The organism is Streptomyces sp. NPDC001634 (assembly GCF_040298185.1).
Lineage (GTDB): Bacteria > Actinomycetota > Actinomycetes > Streptomycetales > Streptomycetaceae > Streptomyces.
This window is the reverse complement of the sequence record NZ_JBEOZU010000017.1, coordinates 1-16,113: the sequence shown is the minus strand read 5'-3', so window position 1 is coordinate 16,113 and position 16,113 is coordinate 1. Positions and strand designations below refer to the sequence as shown.

Below are 16,113 nucleotides of genomic sequence, written 5' to 3'. Positions count from 1 at the left end.
AGGGGTCCTTCGGTCGGTGGATCAGGCGATGAGCAGGCAGGCGTCCCAGGCGGACCGGGGCGGTGCGGCGGTGCTGGGCGCGAGGAGGGCCAGGGCTATGCCGGCGGCGCCGTCGAGTAGGCCGGGTCCTCGTTCCTCGTCCTGAATGAGCGCCGTGGCCACGAGGTCGGGGTCGGTGCCCGGCGGGTGGACCGCAGCCAGGAGTGCCGGAATCGCGGCACGGAGTCGGCCCACGGTCGAGGGGTGGGCGTCGTCCGCCATACGGGCGGCGAGGTGGGCGAGGCCGGCGAAGCCGTGACACAGGCCGTTGTCCGTCGTGGCCTTGAGCTGGTCGGCATCGGTGAGGGCGGCCACGAGCGCGTTCTCCGCGTTGATCTGACGGTCGGTGTCGCCGAGGGCGAGCGCGGCGAGTTGCTGGGCGCGGGTGAGGCCGGCGGTGCCGTAGCACCATGACGGTCGCCGGGGCGTGGACGGGGCGAGGCGACCGGTACGCAGCTCGCCCCGGGTGACCCAGTACGGCCAGGCCGGTCCGCTGCCAGTCTCCTGCTTCCAGCGGTCCAGCCACGCCAGGATGGTGCGCAGTGCTGCGTGGTGCCCGTCGGCGACGACGCCGTTCCGGGCGGCGAGGGCCAAGAGCGCGAGCACGCCGCCGATGCCGTGTGCCATGCCGGTATTGGCGTGCCCGCCGGGGAATCGGTTGTCCGGGCTCCCTGAGGGACCTGTCTCCGTCCACCAGCCCGGCAGGGTCTCGCCGTGGTGGGTGATCGGTTCGGTGAGGCGTACGCAGTAGTCGAGGACGGCGCGCGTCGTGGGGCTGCCGGGGTTGCGGCGAAGGAGGTAGGCGCCGTAGCCAATGAGGCCCCGGATGGTGTCGAACTCGGCCAGCTGCGGCAGGCGTCCTGCGTCGATGCGGCGGTGTGCGGCGTCGAGACGGCAGCCCACGTCGACCTCGATCTGTCGGTCCATCGTGTTCAGGGCGCGCTGGTAGGAGCCAGGGAGGTGGTCAGCGGCGCAGGCCAGGGCGTGGGCGAAGGCGGGCGCCCCATAGAAGGGGTGGCTGTCGGGGCCGCTGGTGAACGGCTGGCGGGAAGCGGCGGCAAGCCAGTCGTGGGCGCGCTGCCACGGTCCGAGGCCGTTCGCAGCTCGTTCGATGTGCAGGAGCGCGATGCCGGGAGGGCCGTAAGCGAGGTGTTGCCGGTGTTCCCGGGGGCCGAGAGGCGCCGTGTGGGGATCGGCGAGCTGGGAGGCGACGGCGTCGACCAGGTCGAGCGCGGGATGGTCGATCACGACGGCCTCCTGGTGGTACGGGCGGTCCAGGCCAGGGCGGTGGCGCGTGCCAGGTAGAGGCACACCTCTTCCTCGGGGAAGTTCACCGCGACGTGCCGCACGAAGTGGACGTGCAGCAGGGAGGTCAGCACGTCATCGACGGCGATGCCCTGGGTGTCCGGGCCCGGCAGGTGCGGGCGGTACGCGGCGAGCGCCGTAGCCCGGTCTGCCCATCCCGACACGATGGCCTCGCCGCCCGGGACTTCGCGCAGTGCCGCCCAGTCGTCGGACGGGTTGGCGAGCCGTACGGCCTCGGTGAACTGCGGGCGCGGAACGGCTGCGGGGGCTCTCGGCGGGATGTGGTCGGTCAGCCAGCGCATCGCGGCTTCGGTGCTTCCGAGGAACGCGGAGGCGATGGCGACGGTTTGGGCTGCCACCAACGCACGCTGGTTCGGGCGCTGTTGCTGCGCGAGCTGAGCCAGGATGGCGCGTGAGTCCGCCCGGAACACCTCCTCGGCCGCCTCCCATGCGGCGCCGGAACCCCAGCGGCCCATCTCGCGGTAGGAGGTGGGGTACCGCAGATCGGCCAACAGGCCGGCTCTGCACAGTTCGTCGGCCCACGCGCTCACCGTGCGGGCCGTCTCGGCGAAGGCTCCCGGGTCGGGAAGGGCGACGCGCACACGGAGGTGCTGGTCCGGGTCGCGGAACCGGATGAACCACCATGGCGGGTTACCGAGTTGTTCGAGGAGGCCGGGGAGGTGCTGGGAGAGCAGGGCGTCTTGGCGGCGGGGGTCTCCGTACAGAGCGGCGAGCAGCATTGCCGAGGAAGCGGGGGTCTGCATCTGGACCGGAGAGAGAGTACGGGCTCGGGTGGGGGCGGGCAGGGGCGGCCACGCCGATGGCCGGGTTGCCTTGAGGGGCACCACGACCTCGTGGGTTCGCCCCTCGCACCAGCCATACACCTCCGGTTCCGGGGCCTCGACGAGCACGGCCAGGCGCGTAAGGTCGAGGTGCTGGCGCAGAAGCGTCCGGTGGCCGGCCTCGTCGAGGTCGAGGAAAAGGCGCCGGTCGTCCTCAACGAGGCAGACGCGGCGAGGCAGTCGCCGCCGGGCTCGCCAGTCGCTGAGGGCAGCGTCCCACTCGGCCCGAGGGCGAATGTGGCCGGGCAACTCGGCCGCCTCCAGCCGCCAGCGTGCAGCAGCCAGCACCGTACGCCCGTACCGCAGGCGCGGAAGGAAGGGCATCGCCGCTGCGACACCCCAGTCGAAGACGGTGACCTGCGCGCACTGGGCGCGGGACAGCTCGGTAAGGAACCGCACCAATGGCGGAGTGTGCGTGCGGAGGTTCAGCGCGTGCATCCCGACGGCCTCAACGCGGTGGCCTCGCTCGGGGACGGCTAGGTACATGCGGCGGCCATCGCACCCCACGGCCAAATCCTCCGGAGTGAGGACAGCGTCCTGCGGGGCACGGTGCTCCTGGAGGCTGATCACGGTCGGCAGGACCTGCGGGGCGCGGGTGACGTGAGCACTCTCTGGGAGCAGCGGCGGGAAAGACAGCTGTGCGGGCACGGTATTGCCGTCCGCGGCCGGGAGGTGGGCGAGTTCTGCACCCAGGGCCGCGCCGTCGGCTGGAGCCAAGACGCTGAGGAACCGGCCCATGGAAACACCAGCACCACGGGACACGCTCAGGATCTCCAGCCGGAACCGCCCGCGCTGCAGCTCCCCCAAGCCGGCCGCGTGCACCCGTACCCCGACCTCCAAGTGCGGTGGCACCCGGGGCTCGTCGGGACCCACGGCCAGGGCTGCAACCAGTTCGTCGGTGAGGATCACCTCGTCGCAGCCGTCGAGCGCGGCGGCCTGCGCGAGCCGCACAAGGGCGTCATCCCGGGCGGAGACGCGGGGCCTGCGCGCGCCGGTCGGAGTGCCCGGGTAGCCGTCGGGATAGCCAGTACCGCTGTCCGCCACGGCCTTCGCGAGCGGCACCATCGTGCCGATGCCGTACCGCTCGTAGAACCGTTGGTGGTAGTCGTTCCACGCGGCGGTCCCGTACGGGCGGGTGCTCAGCCGGGTCAGGATGAGGGCGACGCGCTCGATCTCCCGGGCTACCTCGTCCGGCAGAACGATCTGGGCATCCAAGCGCAGGTCAAGCGCGACGGGGTGGCGGCGCAGACCGTGAACGAGGGCCCGCATGCGCGCCGCGCCCCTGTTCCGGTCGACGCGCGTGGCGGACTCCTCCAGGGCCGCCCGGACCGCGTGCAGCTCGCGCACCGTCTCTGCGACTGGGGCGAGGTTTCCGGCGTCGATCGCGTCGAGTTGGCCGAGCAGATATCCGAGGGCGTCGGTTTCGGTGCTCGGCGCGTGCAAGCTCGTGATCAGCACCCGCCGCCGGATCAGCTCAGCCAGCAGACGACGCGCCTTCTCCAGCCCCGCATCGGGGAAGTCCGCCCGGAGCTTGTCCACGAGCGTGCCGACCCGGATCGGCGCCCGGATCGAGGCGAGGACCAAGCGCACTGGTTCGGTCAGGGCCAGGGACGCCTCGACCGCGCGCGTCCGGTCGTCCTGGACGTCGGGCTGGAATGGCACGATGAGCCGGTCTCCCCGGCTGGTCACGGTGTTGTTGACGACGACGGGCAGCCGGTCGAGGAGGTCCGGACACGACTCCAACCGTTCGACCACGGCGGCCAGCCACTCTGCCCCCGCGCGGCCGACGGCCACATGCTCCTCGCCCCAGTCTGCGCGCGCCTGCGGGCCGAACTCCGCGGTGGCCACGCCGGCGAACAGGCCGAAGGGAGTTGCCCGGTGCTGGGCCCGCAGCAGGTAGCGGGCTACGGACAGCGCGGCGCGCCGCACGTCCCGCGGGGGAGGATGCTCGGCCGTGCACAGGGCCCGTACCTGCGTGGCCAGGACCGGGCTGGAGTGCTGTAGTGCCTCGGCGACATCCTTGTTCGCCCACACCGCGCGCAGCCACGCCGCACAGGCAGACGAACCGCTGGGCGAGCGGTCATCGAGGTCAGGGCACGGAGGAACCGGCAGCGAAGGCCGGGCCACGGCGCGTACGAGAGCGGTAGAGCCGGTTCGGAACGCTGCGGACGGAGCAACCACCAACTACCTCCGTAGACGAGGGGACGGGCGGCTGGTGCCGCCGCGCGCCGGGACGCGACGGCACCAGACCGAAGTGACCTCGGGTTCGGGTCAGGCGACGTTGGTCGTGCAGGCGCCGCAGGTGGACCCGCAGTTGTCGTCGGTCAGGTTGACCAGGCCCGCCGGGTCGGCGATCTCGACGAGGGAGACGTCCAGGTCGAAGCCGTCCGATGCCCCCGGGATCTGCGGGCGGACTTCGGTGCTGCTGGGAACTACGGTGTTGCGTGTCATGCTTCAACTCCTCGCGATTATTGGTGTGTTGCTGGGCTGGATGCCCACCAGGTGCCGTCATGGGGAGATTTGCCAGACGGTTGGCTCCCTGGACGGTTCCTGGCCGCCCGGCACGAGGGGACGTGACCCGCGCAGGAAGTCCTCGCGGCTGTCTGCCTCGCGCCGGGAAGTCGTGCGTCGGGGGCTGATCAAGCGGGCGCCGGTCGCCGCTCCATGAAGTAGGCGAGTGCCTGGGCCTTGAGGCGGTCGAGGCACGGCTCGCACGCGTAGAGCGGGGCGTGCTGCCCGTCCCACTGCATCGGACCGATGGGAGAACGTCCCCTTTCTCAGATGGTCGGGATGGTCGATCCGGCGACCTCGCAGTTGGGAGCGCAGGCCCACAGCTGGAACGGCAGGCCCCAGTGGCGTACCTCGCCCAGCCGTCGGCCGCTCGCTCCCAGTGGGCGGGCGCAGAGGGCGCAGTCCATGGCCATCTGCTGGCGGGCCCGCAGTCGGGCGACATCCGGAAGGGGCGAGGGTGCCGTGCCTGGGATGCTCACTCGTCGCCCTCGATGCGGAGCTCGGCCCAGACCTCTTTGCCCCATGGACGCCTGCCCGAGCCTTGCAGGTCGTAGCCCCAGCGATCGGCTATGGCATCGATGAGGAGCAGTCCGCGACCCGACTCGTCGTCCTCATCGGCCTGGCTGAGCGCCGGCAGGCGCGACGGTTCTCCGTCCACGACCCCGACACGTACCCGTGTCGCGCTCGGCCGCCCGAAGATAAGACGGATCTCGGAGCACGGGGTGTGCCTGGAGGCATTCGCGACCAGCTCTGTGATGATCAGCGCGGCTCGGTCGGCGAGCTCGTCGAGGTGCCATACGCCAAGGACGTTCCGGACGAGTTCGCGGCCGACCCCGGCCGTGGACGGCTCGCACGGGAAGCTCTGGCTGTACATGGGGTGGCCGACGGAGCTGGCCTCAACTGGTGTTCTCAGACTCGTCATAGGGTGGAGCCTTCGTGTTGTCTCGGCGCCCGGCCCACCCCCGCGGGGGAACCTCAGGGGTGGGCCGGGCCGTCAACAGCCGCCCGCACGGTGGGGCGTGGCGGGCGACCGGCACCAAGACAACTCCCTTTCAAGGCAGGGTGATTAGGGCGATCAGCTGTCCACTCAGCGGAAGTACCTAGGGTGATTTGACCGTCCATTTACCTGGTGGGTAAGGGGGCGGGAGAGCTACCGTGCGTGAATGGACACCACGCGCAACACCGTTCTTGAGGCGTGGATGGCCGAACACGGCTACAGCTCCAACAGCCTCGCTGACGCTGTGAACAGGGCTTTAGAGGGGCTGACCGGGCGGCCGGGCGGCCTCGACGGCTCATCGGTCCGGGCCTGGAAAGCCGGCCGGGTCACGTGGCCCAAATCGGCTACCCGCAAGGCACTTGAGGACGTCAGCGGCCTACCCGCCATCGCTTTAGGGTTCGTGCCACGGGGCCGGCCCTCGTCCGCCCCGGCCCCACCGCAGCAGGAGGACCCCGACATGAAGCGCCGTACCCTCGTCGGCGGCATCGCGGCGGCTGCCGCCGCAGCAGCAGCCGCGCCCGGCACCGCATCGCCGCGCCGTATCGGCATGAGCGACGTCAACCGCCTGAACAGGCGCTTCGCTGAGATCATCGCCAGCGACCACCGCCACGGCGGACAACTCGGCATTGAACAGCGGGCCGCCGCGCTCGCCGACGAGGCCCTGAACCTCCAGAACGCCGGCAGCGCCACCCAGCGCGTACGCAGCAGCCTCTACGCCTCCGCAGCGGCCTTCCGCTCCTCGGCGATGTGGGCCGCCATCGACGGCCGCCGCTACGACGTCGCCAAGGCACACATGCGCGAGGCCCAGGCCCTCGCCGAGATGTCCGGCGACCAGGCGATCAAGTTCCGCATCTGGAGCCACGCGGGCACCATGTACCGCCACATGGGCCGCCCCGCCGACGCGTTGGCCGCCAACGACGTCGCCCGCAACCTCCACCTCACACGCCGAGACCCCCTGTTCGCCTCCCTCGCCATGGCCCGGCAGGGAGCCATCCACGGCGCGGCGCAGGACCGCACCGGGACCCGGCATGCATTCGAGCAGGCCCAGGACGCCATGCTGCGCGCCGACCCCGCCGACTACCGGCCGGTGTGGATGCTCGCCTTCTATGACCAAGCAGAGCTGGACTCCCTGGCTCTCTCCGCGCACTTGGCACTCGGCGACTACCCGACCGCCGAGTACCACGCCCACCGCTGCCTGTCCGCCCTCCGCCCCCACATGGTCAGGTCCCGGGCCATCACCACGACCCGGCTCGCACACGCCCAGCTCGCCCAGGGCGACGCCGAGGCCGCCACGGCCACCGCGATGAGAGTCCCCGCCGACGCCGCCACCCGACACGCCCGCGTGTCGCGCATGCTCCAAGAATTCGGAGCCGCACTGCGCGCCACCGCGCCCGGCAGCACCACCACCCAGACCTGGACCGAGCACACCGCCACCTGGAGGATGGCCGCATGACCACGGCGCCCGCCACCGAACTGCGCACCTTCACCGCTCTCGACACCATCCGCGGCGATCTGCTCGACGTGTACGCCGACGTGCGCGCCCCGCTGCTCCACCTGCCGAACTACGCAGTCACGGCATTCGGCGAGCGCCTCGACCGGCACGGCACCGAACCAGGGTTCACGGCCGTCCTCGCGTACGCGGACGGTCATCCGGTCGGCTACGCCTACGGCAACACCATCGAGCAGGGCGACCGGTACTGGCAGCGCACCAGCCCGACGCCGCCGGAGAAGTACACCGAGCGTCCGGCCGTGGCCCTGAAGGAGATCGGTGTCCGGCCGGCCTGGCGCAAGACCGGCACCGCCCGCCGCATCCACGACGCCCTCCTCGCCACACGCGACGAGCCGTACGTCACGCTCATGGTCAACCCGGCCGCCGGCGACGGAAAGGTCCACGCTCTCTACAAGTCGTGGGGCTACGAGGACATCGGGCAAAGCCAGCCCTCACCGGCCTCACCGGTCCTCACCGTGATGCTCCGCGCCGTCCGCTGAACGGCCCCACGACTCAACCACCCGGCTTCGTCAGAGCCAACCGACGGCGTATCTACCTCAACACCTACCAGGACCAGCTCGCCGTCCAGAAGATCCGTCGCAACAAGCAGATCACTGCCCTGGATCTGTCGGAACTGGAGCAGATCTTTGTCGAGGCCGGCCTCGGCACCACCGCAGACATTGACTGCATCAAGGACCGCCGTCGCCGCCGAAGACGCGGCCTGATCAAGAGGTACAGAGGAGAGGAAATGCGTCCAGAAGAGGTCACCGACGAGTGCCCTGGGACGGGGCAGCATGGGCACATGGACGAAAGCGCGCCGGGCGACGAGTGGTACGTGATCTGCCACGTGTGCGGGGCGAAGTGGTCGGGAGGCAGCACCCTTCTCGTGCCTCACAGGGACTGGCGCAAGCGTTGAGGGCTCGGGCTCGCGTTGCGTGAGCGGACGAGTCAGCATTCGGTGAATCCTGCTGTCACGGCCGACAAGGCGACAAGTGCCTGAACAGGCAGAACAGCACCACCCGGCATGGCCAGGTCTCCCCCGACAAAGATCCAATCCCACCCTCAAAGCGAGTGTCGCAGGTTCGAATCCTGCCGAAGGCTCGAACCTGCGCAGCACTCGCTCGGCACTCCGTCTGACGAGCCAAGTCACGCCCCGCCGACCGCTGCCAATTTCACAACCGTTGCACAATCACGCGGGAACCCCCGGGAACCCGCACGTAGAAGCGGGAACCTCCTCCCAACAAAAAATGGCCCTGCCCCGGGTAAACCCCAGGTCAGGGCCACAAAGGCAGACGAGTCGGGCTGCCGACGGCCCGGCGGCTGGCTGCACATCCCGGACGACACGCCCGCCACCGACATCGGCCTGCCCGTGGGCGACAAAAACCCGGATATCGGCATCCTCAAACCAGGACGCGGCAGGCCCCCGACTCCGCAGAGCCAGGATGCCAGGTGGGTCCCGACTACTACGCATGGTTCCAGCGCGCACTGGCCCACGCCGCAGCCGCCGGTCTGACGGCCTTCGCCGGCGACGGGGAATCCACCGCCGCGCTCCTCACCACACGCCAGGGCAGCGACTTCTTCCAGGGCTTCGCGCACGCCGCCTCCGGCAGCGTCCAGGACACGGCCTACACGCTGCTCGGCGAGAAATTCGAGGGCACGGATCATGTCTTCCGCCTCAACGGCGAACGTGTCCAGGCCTTCTCCGGCGTCGCGAAAGACATACTCGACGCCCTCGTCACCAGGAAGAAGGACAAACGGTACGCCGACGTCGCGGCCTACCGGCACCGCGTACATGCATGGAGGACCAAAGAGCACGGGACATATTGGGACCGCCGCTGGGACGGCGTGGTCTCGATCAGCCGCGACGGCACAGTGCTGGCCATGCGTCAGATCCCACCGTTCCAGGACGAGTAATCCGCATCGTGTCCGCGACTCCTGGCGTCGAGCAGGACGACGACCCTGCCGGTGTGTGCGGTGCACCGCACACACCGGCAACTCCTATGGTCACCTCCCCGAACGCGGTCAGGCCGCGGACTGCCGGACCGGCTCCAATCCGATGACCTTGCGGTAGGCGCGGTCGCCGTAGTCGTCAATGGCGTAGTGCCAGGTCGCCCGGTTGGGGACGAGGACGACCACACCGCACGCGTGGGCCTCGCGCTCCATAGGCTGTCGAATCCGACCACCGCCGTGAGATGTCGATGACGGGGAGAGCGGTGGGCTGTGCCATGGGATTCCTTCGCGGCGGCAGCGGGCCCGGACGCGGCGGTGCGCCGGGCAACGGTCGTAAGCGGCTGATTGCCGACAGGGCAGAGATGGGCGCGTCGAGAGCGGGGCGTCGGGAGGGACAAGCGGGGGCCGTTACACGGCGGTCAGCGACAGATCTGGTCGAACTGGTCGGCGCGGCGGCTCCCCCAGAACGGGTCGAGCAGCACCGTGTGTGCCTGGCCAGTGGTCTCCATGGCCGGATCGAAGCACACGTTTGCAGGTGCGTCCACTGACCGTCCCGACGGGTAAGACGGACACCAGGGCGGCCGGCAAGCGAGGAGCCCGAGGCATCGCTCCCTTTTCCAAGTCATGCTGGTGCGCCGTCACCATCTGTGGTTACCTGAGCCCATGACCCTGCTTGTGACCCGCCGCCACGTTGACTACGTGCGTGTCACCACCACGGGTTGTTCCGCCGTGAGCTGACGCCGCGCTCCGGCATCTGATCCCCCTCTCTTCACCCCGCGCCTCTTCACCTCGCGCGCTCTCTGCACCATCGTGCCGCGCCCTCCTCCGGCCTGCCCTCTTTCCGGTCCGGACGGCAGCCGCGCGGTCTCTACACGCACCCGCACGCCCCGCACAAGGGAGAACCATGAGCCAGCCGATCGACTCCGTCACCGCCGGCCACACCCCCGAGGACGAACCAGCCGGTCCCGACACCTCGGCCTGGTCGTTCGAGACCAAGCAGATCCACGCAGGCGCCGCGCCGGATCCGACGACCGGGGCGCGGGCGGTGCCGATCTACCAGACCACCTCGTTCGTCTTCCGCGACACCCAGCACGCCGCCGACCTGTTCTCGCTCGCCGAGCCGGGCAACATCTACACCCGTATCCACAACCCCACCCAGGACGTCTTCGAGCAGCGGATCGCCGCCCTCGAAGGCGGAGTCGCCGCGGTGGCCCTGGCCTCCGGGCAGGCCGCGGAGACCCTCGCCATCCTGACTCTGGCGAGGGCGGGCGACCACATCGTCTCCAGCACGTCCCTGTACGGCGGCACCTACAACCTGTTCCGCCACACCCTGCCCAAGTTCGGCATCGAGGTGTCCTTCGTCGACGACCCGGACGACCTCGAAGCCTGGCGAGCGGCGATCCGGCCGAACACGAAGGCCCTGTTCGCCGAAACACTCGGCAATCCGCGCGGCAATGTGCTCGACGTACGGGCGGTGGCCGACGTCGCGCACGCAGCGGGCGTCCCGCTGATCGTGGACAACACCGTGCCCACCCCTTACCTGCTCCGACCCATCGAGCACGGCGCCGACATCGTCGTCCACTCCGCGACCAAGTTCCTCGGCGGCCACGGCACCACCATCGCCGGCATCGTCGTCGATGGCGGCACCTTCGACTTCGGCGCGCACGCCGACCGCTTCCCCGACTTCAGCGAACCGGACCCCAGCTACCACGGCCTGCAGTACTGGCCCGCGCTCGGCCCGGGTGCCTTCGCCGTCAAACTGCGCGTGCAGTTGCTCCGCGACATCGGGCCCGCCCTCTCCCCGCACTCGGCCTTCCTGCTGCTGCAGGGCGTGGAGACGCTCAGCCTGCGCCTCGAACGGCACTCCGCCAACGCGCAGGCCCTGGCCGAATGGCTGGAACAGCGCGACGAGGTCGCCGCCGTCCACTACCCGGGCCTGGAGTCCAACCGGTGGTACGAGGCAGGGCAGCGCTATCTGCCGCGCGGCGCCGGCGCGGTCCTGGCCTTCGAACTGCGGGACGGCGTCGAAGCAGGCAAGCGGTTCGTCGATGCTGTCGAGCTGTTCAGCCATCTCGCCAACATCGGCGACGTACGCAGTCTCATCATCCATCCGGCGTCCACCACCCACAGCCAGCTGGACGAGGCGCAGCTGGCGGCGACCGGCACCTCGCCCGGCCTGGTCCGCCTGTCGGTCGGCATCGAGAACCTCGTCGACCTCAAGGCGGACCTGGAGGCAGGCTTCCGCGCGGCGAAGGGCGCGTCCTGAACACCGTACTGGCGACCTCCGAGGTCCCCCTCCCGCCGGCCTCCGGGGCCTGGCGGGAGGGGGATCCTCCGGGGCGCCGCCGATGGCATGTGAGGGAGAGCCCGCTGCCGTTGGAGGCTGGAGGTGAACTGCCCGGTGTGCGGCTCGCGTTCGAGACCTGGGGGCGGCTTGCACCGGACCGCTCCAATGCCGTACTGGTGCTCCACGCGCTCACCGGCGACAGCCATGCCGCCGGGCCGGCCGAACCTGGTCATCCCACACCCGGCTGGTGGGACGGGCTCATCGGGGCCGGTCGGGCACTGGACACCGACCGCTGGTTCGTCGTGGCCCCGAACGTGCTGGGTGGCTGCCAGGGCAGCACCGGACCGGCGTCCTTCACCCCGGATGGACGCCGCTGGGGTGGCGGCTTCCCGTTCCTGACCCAGCGTGACCAGGTGGCCGCCGAGGTGGACCTGGCCGACGCGCTGGGCATCGACCGCTGGGCACTGGTCGTCGGCGGGTCGATGGGCGGGATGCGGGCGCTGGAGTGGGCCGTGGAGCATCCGGCACGCACGGCGACGCTCCTGCTGCTGGCCACGGCGGCCGCGGCGAGCGCGGAGCAGATCGCCTGGGCGAACATCCAGCTCCATGCCATCCGCAGCGACCCTCACTGGCGCGGCGGCGATTACCACGACGCCGGCCCCGGACTTGGCCCGCACGCGGGACTCGGCCTGGCCCGTCGCCTCGCCCACGTCACTTACCGCAGCGAACCGGAACTCCAGGTCCGCTTCGGCCGCGCGCCGCAGGGCACGGAGGATCCCTGGAACGGCGGCCGGTACCAGGTCGAGTCCTATCTCGACCACCACGCTGCCAAGCTCGTGCGCCGCTTCGACGCGGGCAGCTACGTCACACTGGCAGAGGCCATGAACAGTCACGACATCGGTCGCGGCCGAGGTGGTACGCGCTCCGCCCTGAGCCGTGTGACGGCCAGGACCCTGGTCGCAGGCGTCGACTCTGACCGTCTCTATCCGCTGCCCCAGCAAGCGGAGTTGGCAGCCGGGATTTCTACAGCGGATCACGTCCGGGTGGTCGAATCCCCGTACGGTCACGACGGTTTCCTCATCGAAGTGGGACAAGTCGCCGCACTCGTGAGCGAACTCGTCGGCTAGACGGCGCCGGGTGGCCGCGTGGGCTCGGCCTCCAGCCCTCGCCGTCGCGGTGACATTGTGCGGCGAAGCGGTGTTCCTGGGCGTGGTCATGAATTTCCTCGCGTCGGGACCGACCAGCTTCCTGCTCCGTACGGCTCCTGGGAGTCCAGAGCGCCTACGACGACCCGAGCCTCGCCGGGCTACCGGCCACGACTACGTCGTCACTGTCGGCATCCTGTTCCTCACCACGACCCGGCGCCGTGGCCGCACGCCGCCGTTGTACCGGTCCTCCCGAAGCCGCCTCATGCCGCCCGATCTGATGCCCTGTCTGGGCGCCGACTGCCGCTGTTCGGACCACTGAGACGTCAACCGCCACTTCCAGCAGCCCACCTCAGTGAATTTCCCCACCATCCCTACTGATTTAGTAGAGAAACGTTGACGCCGTCGTTGCGCTCACCCACCATGGGGCCATGTCCCGCGCGCAGCTTCCCCTGGTACGCCGCCGGCACGTCGACTTCCGTCGCGTGGCCAGCGCCGTCTGCCGACGCGGCTAGGAAGCGACCGGCGCTTTGCGGCGCACCTGGTCGACCATCGCTCCTCTCTCCTTTGACTCGCAGGGCTGACAGATGGCTGAGCCGTCGCCGCACCGGGTCTCCAGCGACCTCCCATCGAACAGTCGCTCCGGCTCGCCTGGCTTTCCGCCTCTCTGGCTCGGCGCCTCGTCCTGCCCCCCCATACAACTCCCCATACGCCGGGAAGGAACTACAGCTATGACGTCGGCATCCTCGCATCACGCCACTCTGCTCCACGCCTCGTCGGCTGCCCCTCGTCGCCTGCATCTTGTGCAGGAAGACACGCAAGAGGAAGGAGGGGACCGCACACCTCCCGACGACGGATCACCGCTCGTCGGCTATCTGGTCTTCCTTCCCAAGGATGTCGACCCGGCCGCCCTCTTCGCCGACGCAGGACTGCGGCCACAGATCCACCCGGTCACCTCCGACGCCGTACCGCTCCCGACGCGTACGCCGGGCCCGTCGGTCCTGGCCGGTGACCCGATCCGTATCGACACCGAGCGCCATGTTGCCGAGCTGGAGGGAGATGAACTCGACCTCACATACCTGGAGTTCGCCCTGTTGGCCCAGCTCGTGATTCATCCGCATCGAGTCCACACACGCGAACAGTTGGTCGAGCACGTGTGGGGACACACCCACTTGGGGGACGGACGCACCGTCGACGTGCACATCGCACGTCTGCGCCGAAAGCTGGGCGCGGCCCACCGGCAGCGGATCGTCACCGTGCGACGCGTGGGGTACAAGTACGTGCCCGAGGCCTGACGGCCGCCCGGGGCGGTTCTGCGATCGGGACACCAGTCAGTGGTAATCGAGGTCGTCAGTGGCACTCCGGGTCTCGTTGGACGCCCAGCGTCTGCTGACGCCGACGCGTCCATGGCGGAAAGGGCTGCTCACGTCGGTATCAGCCGTGTCATGGGCAGTTACGCAGCGGGGCGGGGGCTGCGGTGGAGGTCGTATTGCAGTTGCGCGAAACAGCCGCAGCCAGGCGTCCGTCCGCATCAGGTCAGCCGGGCTGTCGCACGGCCTCTGGCTCCTTGCGCGGTGCGCACGCCATCCAGTCCACGATCTGTACCGCCGCCCCGGCGGCCTCTGTGCCACGGCAGTGGGCGTGGTGCCTGCGGGCGATGCCGTCCAGGTCGAGGCGGGAGCCGAAGGCGGGGTGTGCCGCAAGCCGCCGTGCGTACGCCCACACGTGGGGGTGCTCGGTGATGCGGTGCACCGCGGCGGCGTCCAGGTGGTGGCGGTGCACCGTGTCCAGCTGCACGAGCGCCACCCACAACTGGACGTCACCGAGCGTGAGTTCACCGCCCAGCACGTGCTCCCGGGAGGCGAGTTTCCACTCCAGCACATCCAGCGTGCGCAGCAGGGTGGCCAGCGCGGTGTCGCGTGCCGCCGGGTCGCCATCGGACTGCCCGGCGCGCTGGGCGGCCCAGGTGATGCCCTGCTCGCAGAGTCGGCCAACGGTCTCGATGGCCTTCTCGGCACCGCGGGGGTAGAGATCGGGACCATGTCCACCGAACCGCCGAGCCAGATCCCGCAGGATGTCGGGGGTGTGGGTACTGACGATCGTCCCGGTCCAGTTGTCGCTGAGGACCGGCGCCACGGCCGGTCCTGGGTACTGGTGCGAACTGGCTTCGTACAGCGGGCGCAGTGCCAGGTGTCCGCCGTCCGAGGCGTCGGGCAGGGCGGGCAGCAGCGTGACCGGGAGGGTGTCGTCGAGGCCGAGCAGGCTGTGCGTGATGGCGATCTGCAGGCAGTGCGGACAGGACAGCGCGAGGTGGAGTCGGTAGCGCTGCGGCGCGGCGTAGTAGCCGCTGCGCGCGTCACCGCCGATCCTGCTCCGGAAGGACGGCACTGCTGTCGGGGATGTGGCGGACATGCGTCTCCCTGAGGTGCTCGGTCGCAGGCATACGGGCATACGGGGGCGACGGCTCGCGGCGGCTTCGGCACGGCCGGGATGCGGTGCTGGCGTGAGGATCAGGCGCGGGTGGGCGTGGAGCCTTCACCGTGCGGGGAACTCGCCGCACTGCACACGCGCAGGAGATCGATGTGGCGCCGGGACGTCAGCAGGGGCAGCGGACGGACGGCGATGCGGACGGCTCGACGGCCGAGATCCAGCACAGAACAGTCCATCTTTCCCTACCAATTCACTATGATTTCCCGTACTGGAGTGTCGAGCCACGGCCGAGCCCCGTCAAGTGGGCGCGTTCCACCCACGCCAGAACGTCTCACCACATGAGAAGGCCCGCCGGGCCACCCGTGCGATCAGGCCACGCGGTCGGTCTTGCGGGCAGCGAGCAGCGCGCGGACCGCCTCGACGGCGGCGCCGTAACGGAGGGGCCGGCGTACCAGCGCAGCGGTGCCCGCCGCGGCGGTCGCCTCGGTGACGTAGACGGCCAGGTCGATCTCGCCGCGGTCGACAGCATCCGGCAGCCGGGCCGAGCGGTCGATCCGCACCCGGACCTCGGCGCCCGGACGCACTTCCTGTACGGCCTCGGTGAGCACCGGGAGGATCTGGTCGGCACATCGAGCGGGTCGCCGATCAGTTCTCCGCTACGCGTGAGCGATCCCGAGCGTCTGAGAAAACCGCTGACACGCTGGGCCAATCGCCATCTATCCCGAATATTGAGATAGCATCGTCCATCATATGAACACCATCTTGGGATGAGTGCGACCTTCTGCCACGATCCCTAGCAGCCAGGTAGGAAAACTAGGGATCAGGGGGTGGCCGTGGGAGCGCTCAGTTGCGCAGACCGGGTGCTGCCCGTGCTGACCACGCGTCGTCACATCGACTTCGGCCGTACGTCCAGTTCCATCTGTCGGCCGGTCTGAGACCTCAGCACGCCATTCCACACCTCCTTGATCACCCCTCCTGCCCTGAGAGGACACCTCCGTGTCTGCCGCAAGACCGCTCACCACTCTGCGCACCTTCGCCGTCATAGCGGCGCTCCCGCTCCTGCTGACCGCCTGCGGGTACGGCTCCAAATCCACCGACGACGGCAAGCAGACCCCGGC

The 16,113-nt window shown here is 69.8% G+C and carries 17 protein-coding genes; 8 read left to right on the top strand and 9 right to left on the bottom strand.

Features of this window, described 5'->3' with window-relative positions; genetic code table 11:
* Positions 1 to 21: 21 nt before the first annotated feature.
* From ABT186_RS13495 to ABT186_RS13475, 5 genes are all read right to left on the bottom strand, one after another.
* Positions 22 to 1,287, bottom strand: coding sequence for a lanthionine synthetase C family protein (locus ABT186_RS13495; RefSeq protein ID WP_351925112.1), 1,266 nt, complete (start codon positions 1,285 to 1,287; stop codon positions 22 to 24).
* Positions 1,284 to 4,220 carry a lantibiotic dehydratase gene (locus ABT186_RS13490; protein WP_351925198.1) on the bottom strand — a complete coding sequence of 979 codons (2,937 nt, stop codon included), beginning with the start codon at positions 4,218 to 4,220 and terminating at the stop codon, positions 1,284 to 1,286. Before ABT186_RS13490 ends, ABT186_RS13495 begins: the two co-directional genes overlap by 4 nt.
* Positions 4,221 to 4,457: 237 nt before the next feature.
* Positions 4,458 to 4,637, bottom strand: a complete 180-nt coding sequence (locus tag ABT186_RS13485) for an FxLD family lanthipeptide (RefSeq protein ID WP_351225347.1) — start codon at positions 4,635 to 4,637, stop codon at positions 4,458 to 4,460.
* Positions 4,638 to 4,963: 326 nt separating this feature from the next.
* Positions 4,964 to 5,176, bottom strand: coding sequence for a hypothetical protein (locus ABT186_RS13480; RefSeq protein ID WP_351225345.1), 213 nt, complete (start codon positions 5,174 to 5,176; stop codon positions 4,964 to 4,966).
* Positions 5,173 to 5,619, bottom strand: coding sequence for an ATP-binding protein (locus ABT186_RS13475; RefSeq protein ID WP_351225343.1), 447 nt, complete (start codon positions 5,617 to 5,619; stop codon positions 5,173 to 5,175). The genes ABT186_RS13480 and ABT186_RS13475 overlap by 4 nt, the downstream gene beginning before the upstream one ends.
* A 241-nt stretch (positions 5,620 to 5,860) precedes the next feature.
* On the opposite strand from ABT186_RS13475, the gene ABT186_RS13470 reads away from it, so the two are divergent.
* The 4 genes from ABT186_RS13470 (at position 5,861) to ABT186_RS13455 (ending at position 9,097) form a co-directional block, all read left to right on the top strand.
* A complete protein-coding gene (locus ABT186_RS13470; RefSeq protein WP_351225341.1) occupies positions 5,861 to 7,147 on the top strand; it encodes an NsdA family TPR-like regulatory protein in 1,287 nt (428 codons plus the stop codon).
* Complete coding sequence (locus tag ABT186_RS13465) at positions 7,144 to 7,683, top strand: GNAT family N-acetyltransferase (protein WP_351225339.1); 540 nt, start codon at positions 7,144 to 7,146, stop codon at positions 7,681 to 7,683. The genes ABT186_RS13470 and ABT186_RS13465 overlap by 4 nt, the downstream gene beginning before the upstream one ends.
* Positions 7,602 to 8,099, top strand: a complete 498-nt coding sequence (locus ABT186_RS13460; RefSeq protein ID WP_351925202.1) for a hypothetical protein — start codon at positions 7,602 to 7,604, stop codon at positions 8,097 to 8,099. Before ABT186_RS13465 ends, ABT186_RS13460 begins: the two co-directional genes overlap by 82 nt.
* A 533-nt stretch (positions 8,100 to 8,632) precedes the next feature.
* Complete coding sequence (locus ABT186_RS13455) at positions 8,633 to 9,097, top strand: hypothetical protein (RefSeq protein ID WP_351225337.1); 465 nt, start codon at positions 8,633 to 8,635, stop codon at positions 9,095 to 9,097.
* Positions 9,098 to 9,205: 108 nt separating this feature from the next.
* Here ABT186_RS13455 and ABT186_RS13450 read toward each other — a convergent pair whose 3' ends face one another.
* A complete protein-coding gene (locus tag ABT186_RS13450) occupies positions 9,206 to 9,346 on the bottom strand; it encodes a hypothetical protein (protein WP_351925108.1) in 141 nt (46 codons plus the stop codon).
* A gap of 691 nt (positions 9,347 to 10,037) precedes the next feature.
* Between ABT186_RS13450 and ABT186_RS13445 the strand changes: the two genes are divergently transcribed.
* From ABT186_RS13445 to ABT186_RS13430, 4 genes are all read left to right on the top strand, one after another.
* Positions 10,038 to 11,399, top strand: coding sequence for a bifunctional o-acetylhomoserine/o-acetylserine sulfhydrylase (locus ABT186_RS13445; protein ID WP_351237247.1), 1,362 nt, complete (start codon positions 10,038 to 10,040; stop codon positions 11,397 to 11,399).
* The gene (gene metX / locus ABT186_RS13440; protein ID WP_351925196.1) at positions 11,396 to 12,547 is read left to right on the top strand and encodes a homoserine O-acetyltransferase MetX; all 1,152 of its coding nucleotides are present in this window, start codon (positions 11,396 to 11,398) and stop codon (positions 12,545 to 12,547) included. Before ABT186_RS13445 ends, metX begins: the two co-directional genes overlap by 4 nt.
* A gap of 449 nt (positions 12,548 to 12,996) precedes the next feature.
* Positions 12,997 to 13,080, top strand: a complete 84-nt coding sequence (locus tag ABT186_RS13435) for a putative leader peptide (protein ID WP_351237255.1) — start codon at positions 12,997 to 12,999, stop codon at positions 13,078 to 13,080.
* Between the two features lie 216 nt (positions 13,081 to 13,296).
* The gene (locus ABT186_RS13430) at positions 13,297 to 13,860 is read left to right on the top strand and encodes a winged helix-turn-helix domain-containing protein (RefSeq protein ID WP_351237248.1); all 564 of its coding nucleotides are present in this window, start codon (positions 13,297 to 13,299) and stop codon (positions 13,858 to 13,860) included.
* Positions 13,861 to 14,101: 241 nt separating this feature from the next.
* On the opposite strand, the gene ABT186_RS13425 is transcribed toward ABT186_RS13430, so the two are convergent.
* The 3 genes from ABT186_RS13425 to ABT186_RS13415 all read right to left on the bottom strand — a co-directional run bounded on the left by ABT186_RS13425 (position 14,102) and on the right by ABT186_RS13415 (position 15,603).
* On the bottom strand, positions 14,102 to 14,977 hold the full coding sequence (locus ABT186_RS13425; protein ID WP_351237249.1) for a glutathione S-transferase C-terminal domain-containing protein: 876 nt from the start codon (positions 14,975 to 14,977) through the stop codon (positions 14,102 to 14,104).
* A 98-nt stretch (positions 14,978 to 15,075) separates the two neighbouring features.
* Positions 15,076 to 15,231: a hypothetical protein gene (locus ABT186_RS13420; protein ID WP_351925106.1), complete on the bottom strand. Its 156-nt coding sequence runs from the start codon at positions 15,229 to 15,231 to the stop codon at positions 15,076 to 15,078.
* A 132-nt stretch (positions 15,232 to 15,363) separates the two neighbouring features.
* Positions 15,364 to 15,603 (bottom strand): hypothetical protein, encoded by a 240-nt coding sequence (locus tag ABT186_RS13415; protein ID WP_351925104.1) that lies wholly within the window; start codon positions 15,601 to 15,603, stop codon positions 15,364 to 15,366.
* Positions 15,604 to 16,113 lie beyond the last annotated feature (510 nt).

Excerpts from the sequence above, each read along its gene's own strand:
- ABT186_RS13465 (WP_351225339.1), top strand. The coding sequence starts at position 7,144 with ATGACCACGGCGCCCGCCACCGAACTGCGCACCTTCACCGCTCTCGAC.
- ABT186_RS13420 (WP_351925106.1), bottom strand. The coding sequence starts at position 15,231 with ATGGACTGTTCTGTGCTGGATCTCGGCCGTCGAGCCGTCCGCATCGCC.
- ABT186_RS13450 (WP_351925108.1), bottom strand. The coding sequence starts at position 9,346 with ATGGAGCGCGAGGCCCACGCGTGCGGTGTGGTCGTCCTCGTCCCCAAC.
- ABT186_RS13485 (WP_351225347.1), bottom strand. The coding sequence starts at position 4,637 with ATGACACGCAACACCGTAGTTCCCAGCAGCACCGAAGTCCGCCCGCAG.
- ABT186_RS13425 (WP_351237249.1), bottom strand. The coding sequence starts at position 14,977 with ATGTCCGCCACATCCCCGACAGCAGTGCCGTCCTTCCGGAGCAGGATC.
- ABT186_RS13475 (WP_351225343.1), bottom strand. The coding sequence starts at position 5,619 with ATGACGAGTCTGAGAACACCAGTTGAGGCCAGCTCCGTCGGCCACCCC.
- ABT186_RS13470 (WP_351225341.1), top strand. The coding sequence starts at position 5,861 with ATGGACACCACGCGCAACACCGTTCTTGAGGCGTGGATGGCCGAACAC.
- ABT186_RS13435 (WP_351237255.1), top strand. The coding sequence starts at position 12,997 with ATGTCCCGCGCGCAGCTTCCCCTGGTACGCCGCCGGCACGTCGACTTC.
- ABT186_RS13430 (WP_351237248.1), top strand. The coding sequence starts at position 13,297 with ATGACGTCGGCATCCTCGCATCACGCCACTCTGCTCCACGCCTCGTCG.
- ABT186_RS13445 (WP_351237247.1), top strand. The coding sequence starts at position 10,038 with ATGAGCCAGCCGATCGACTCCGTCACCGCCGGCCACACCCCCGAGGAC.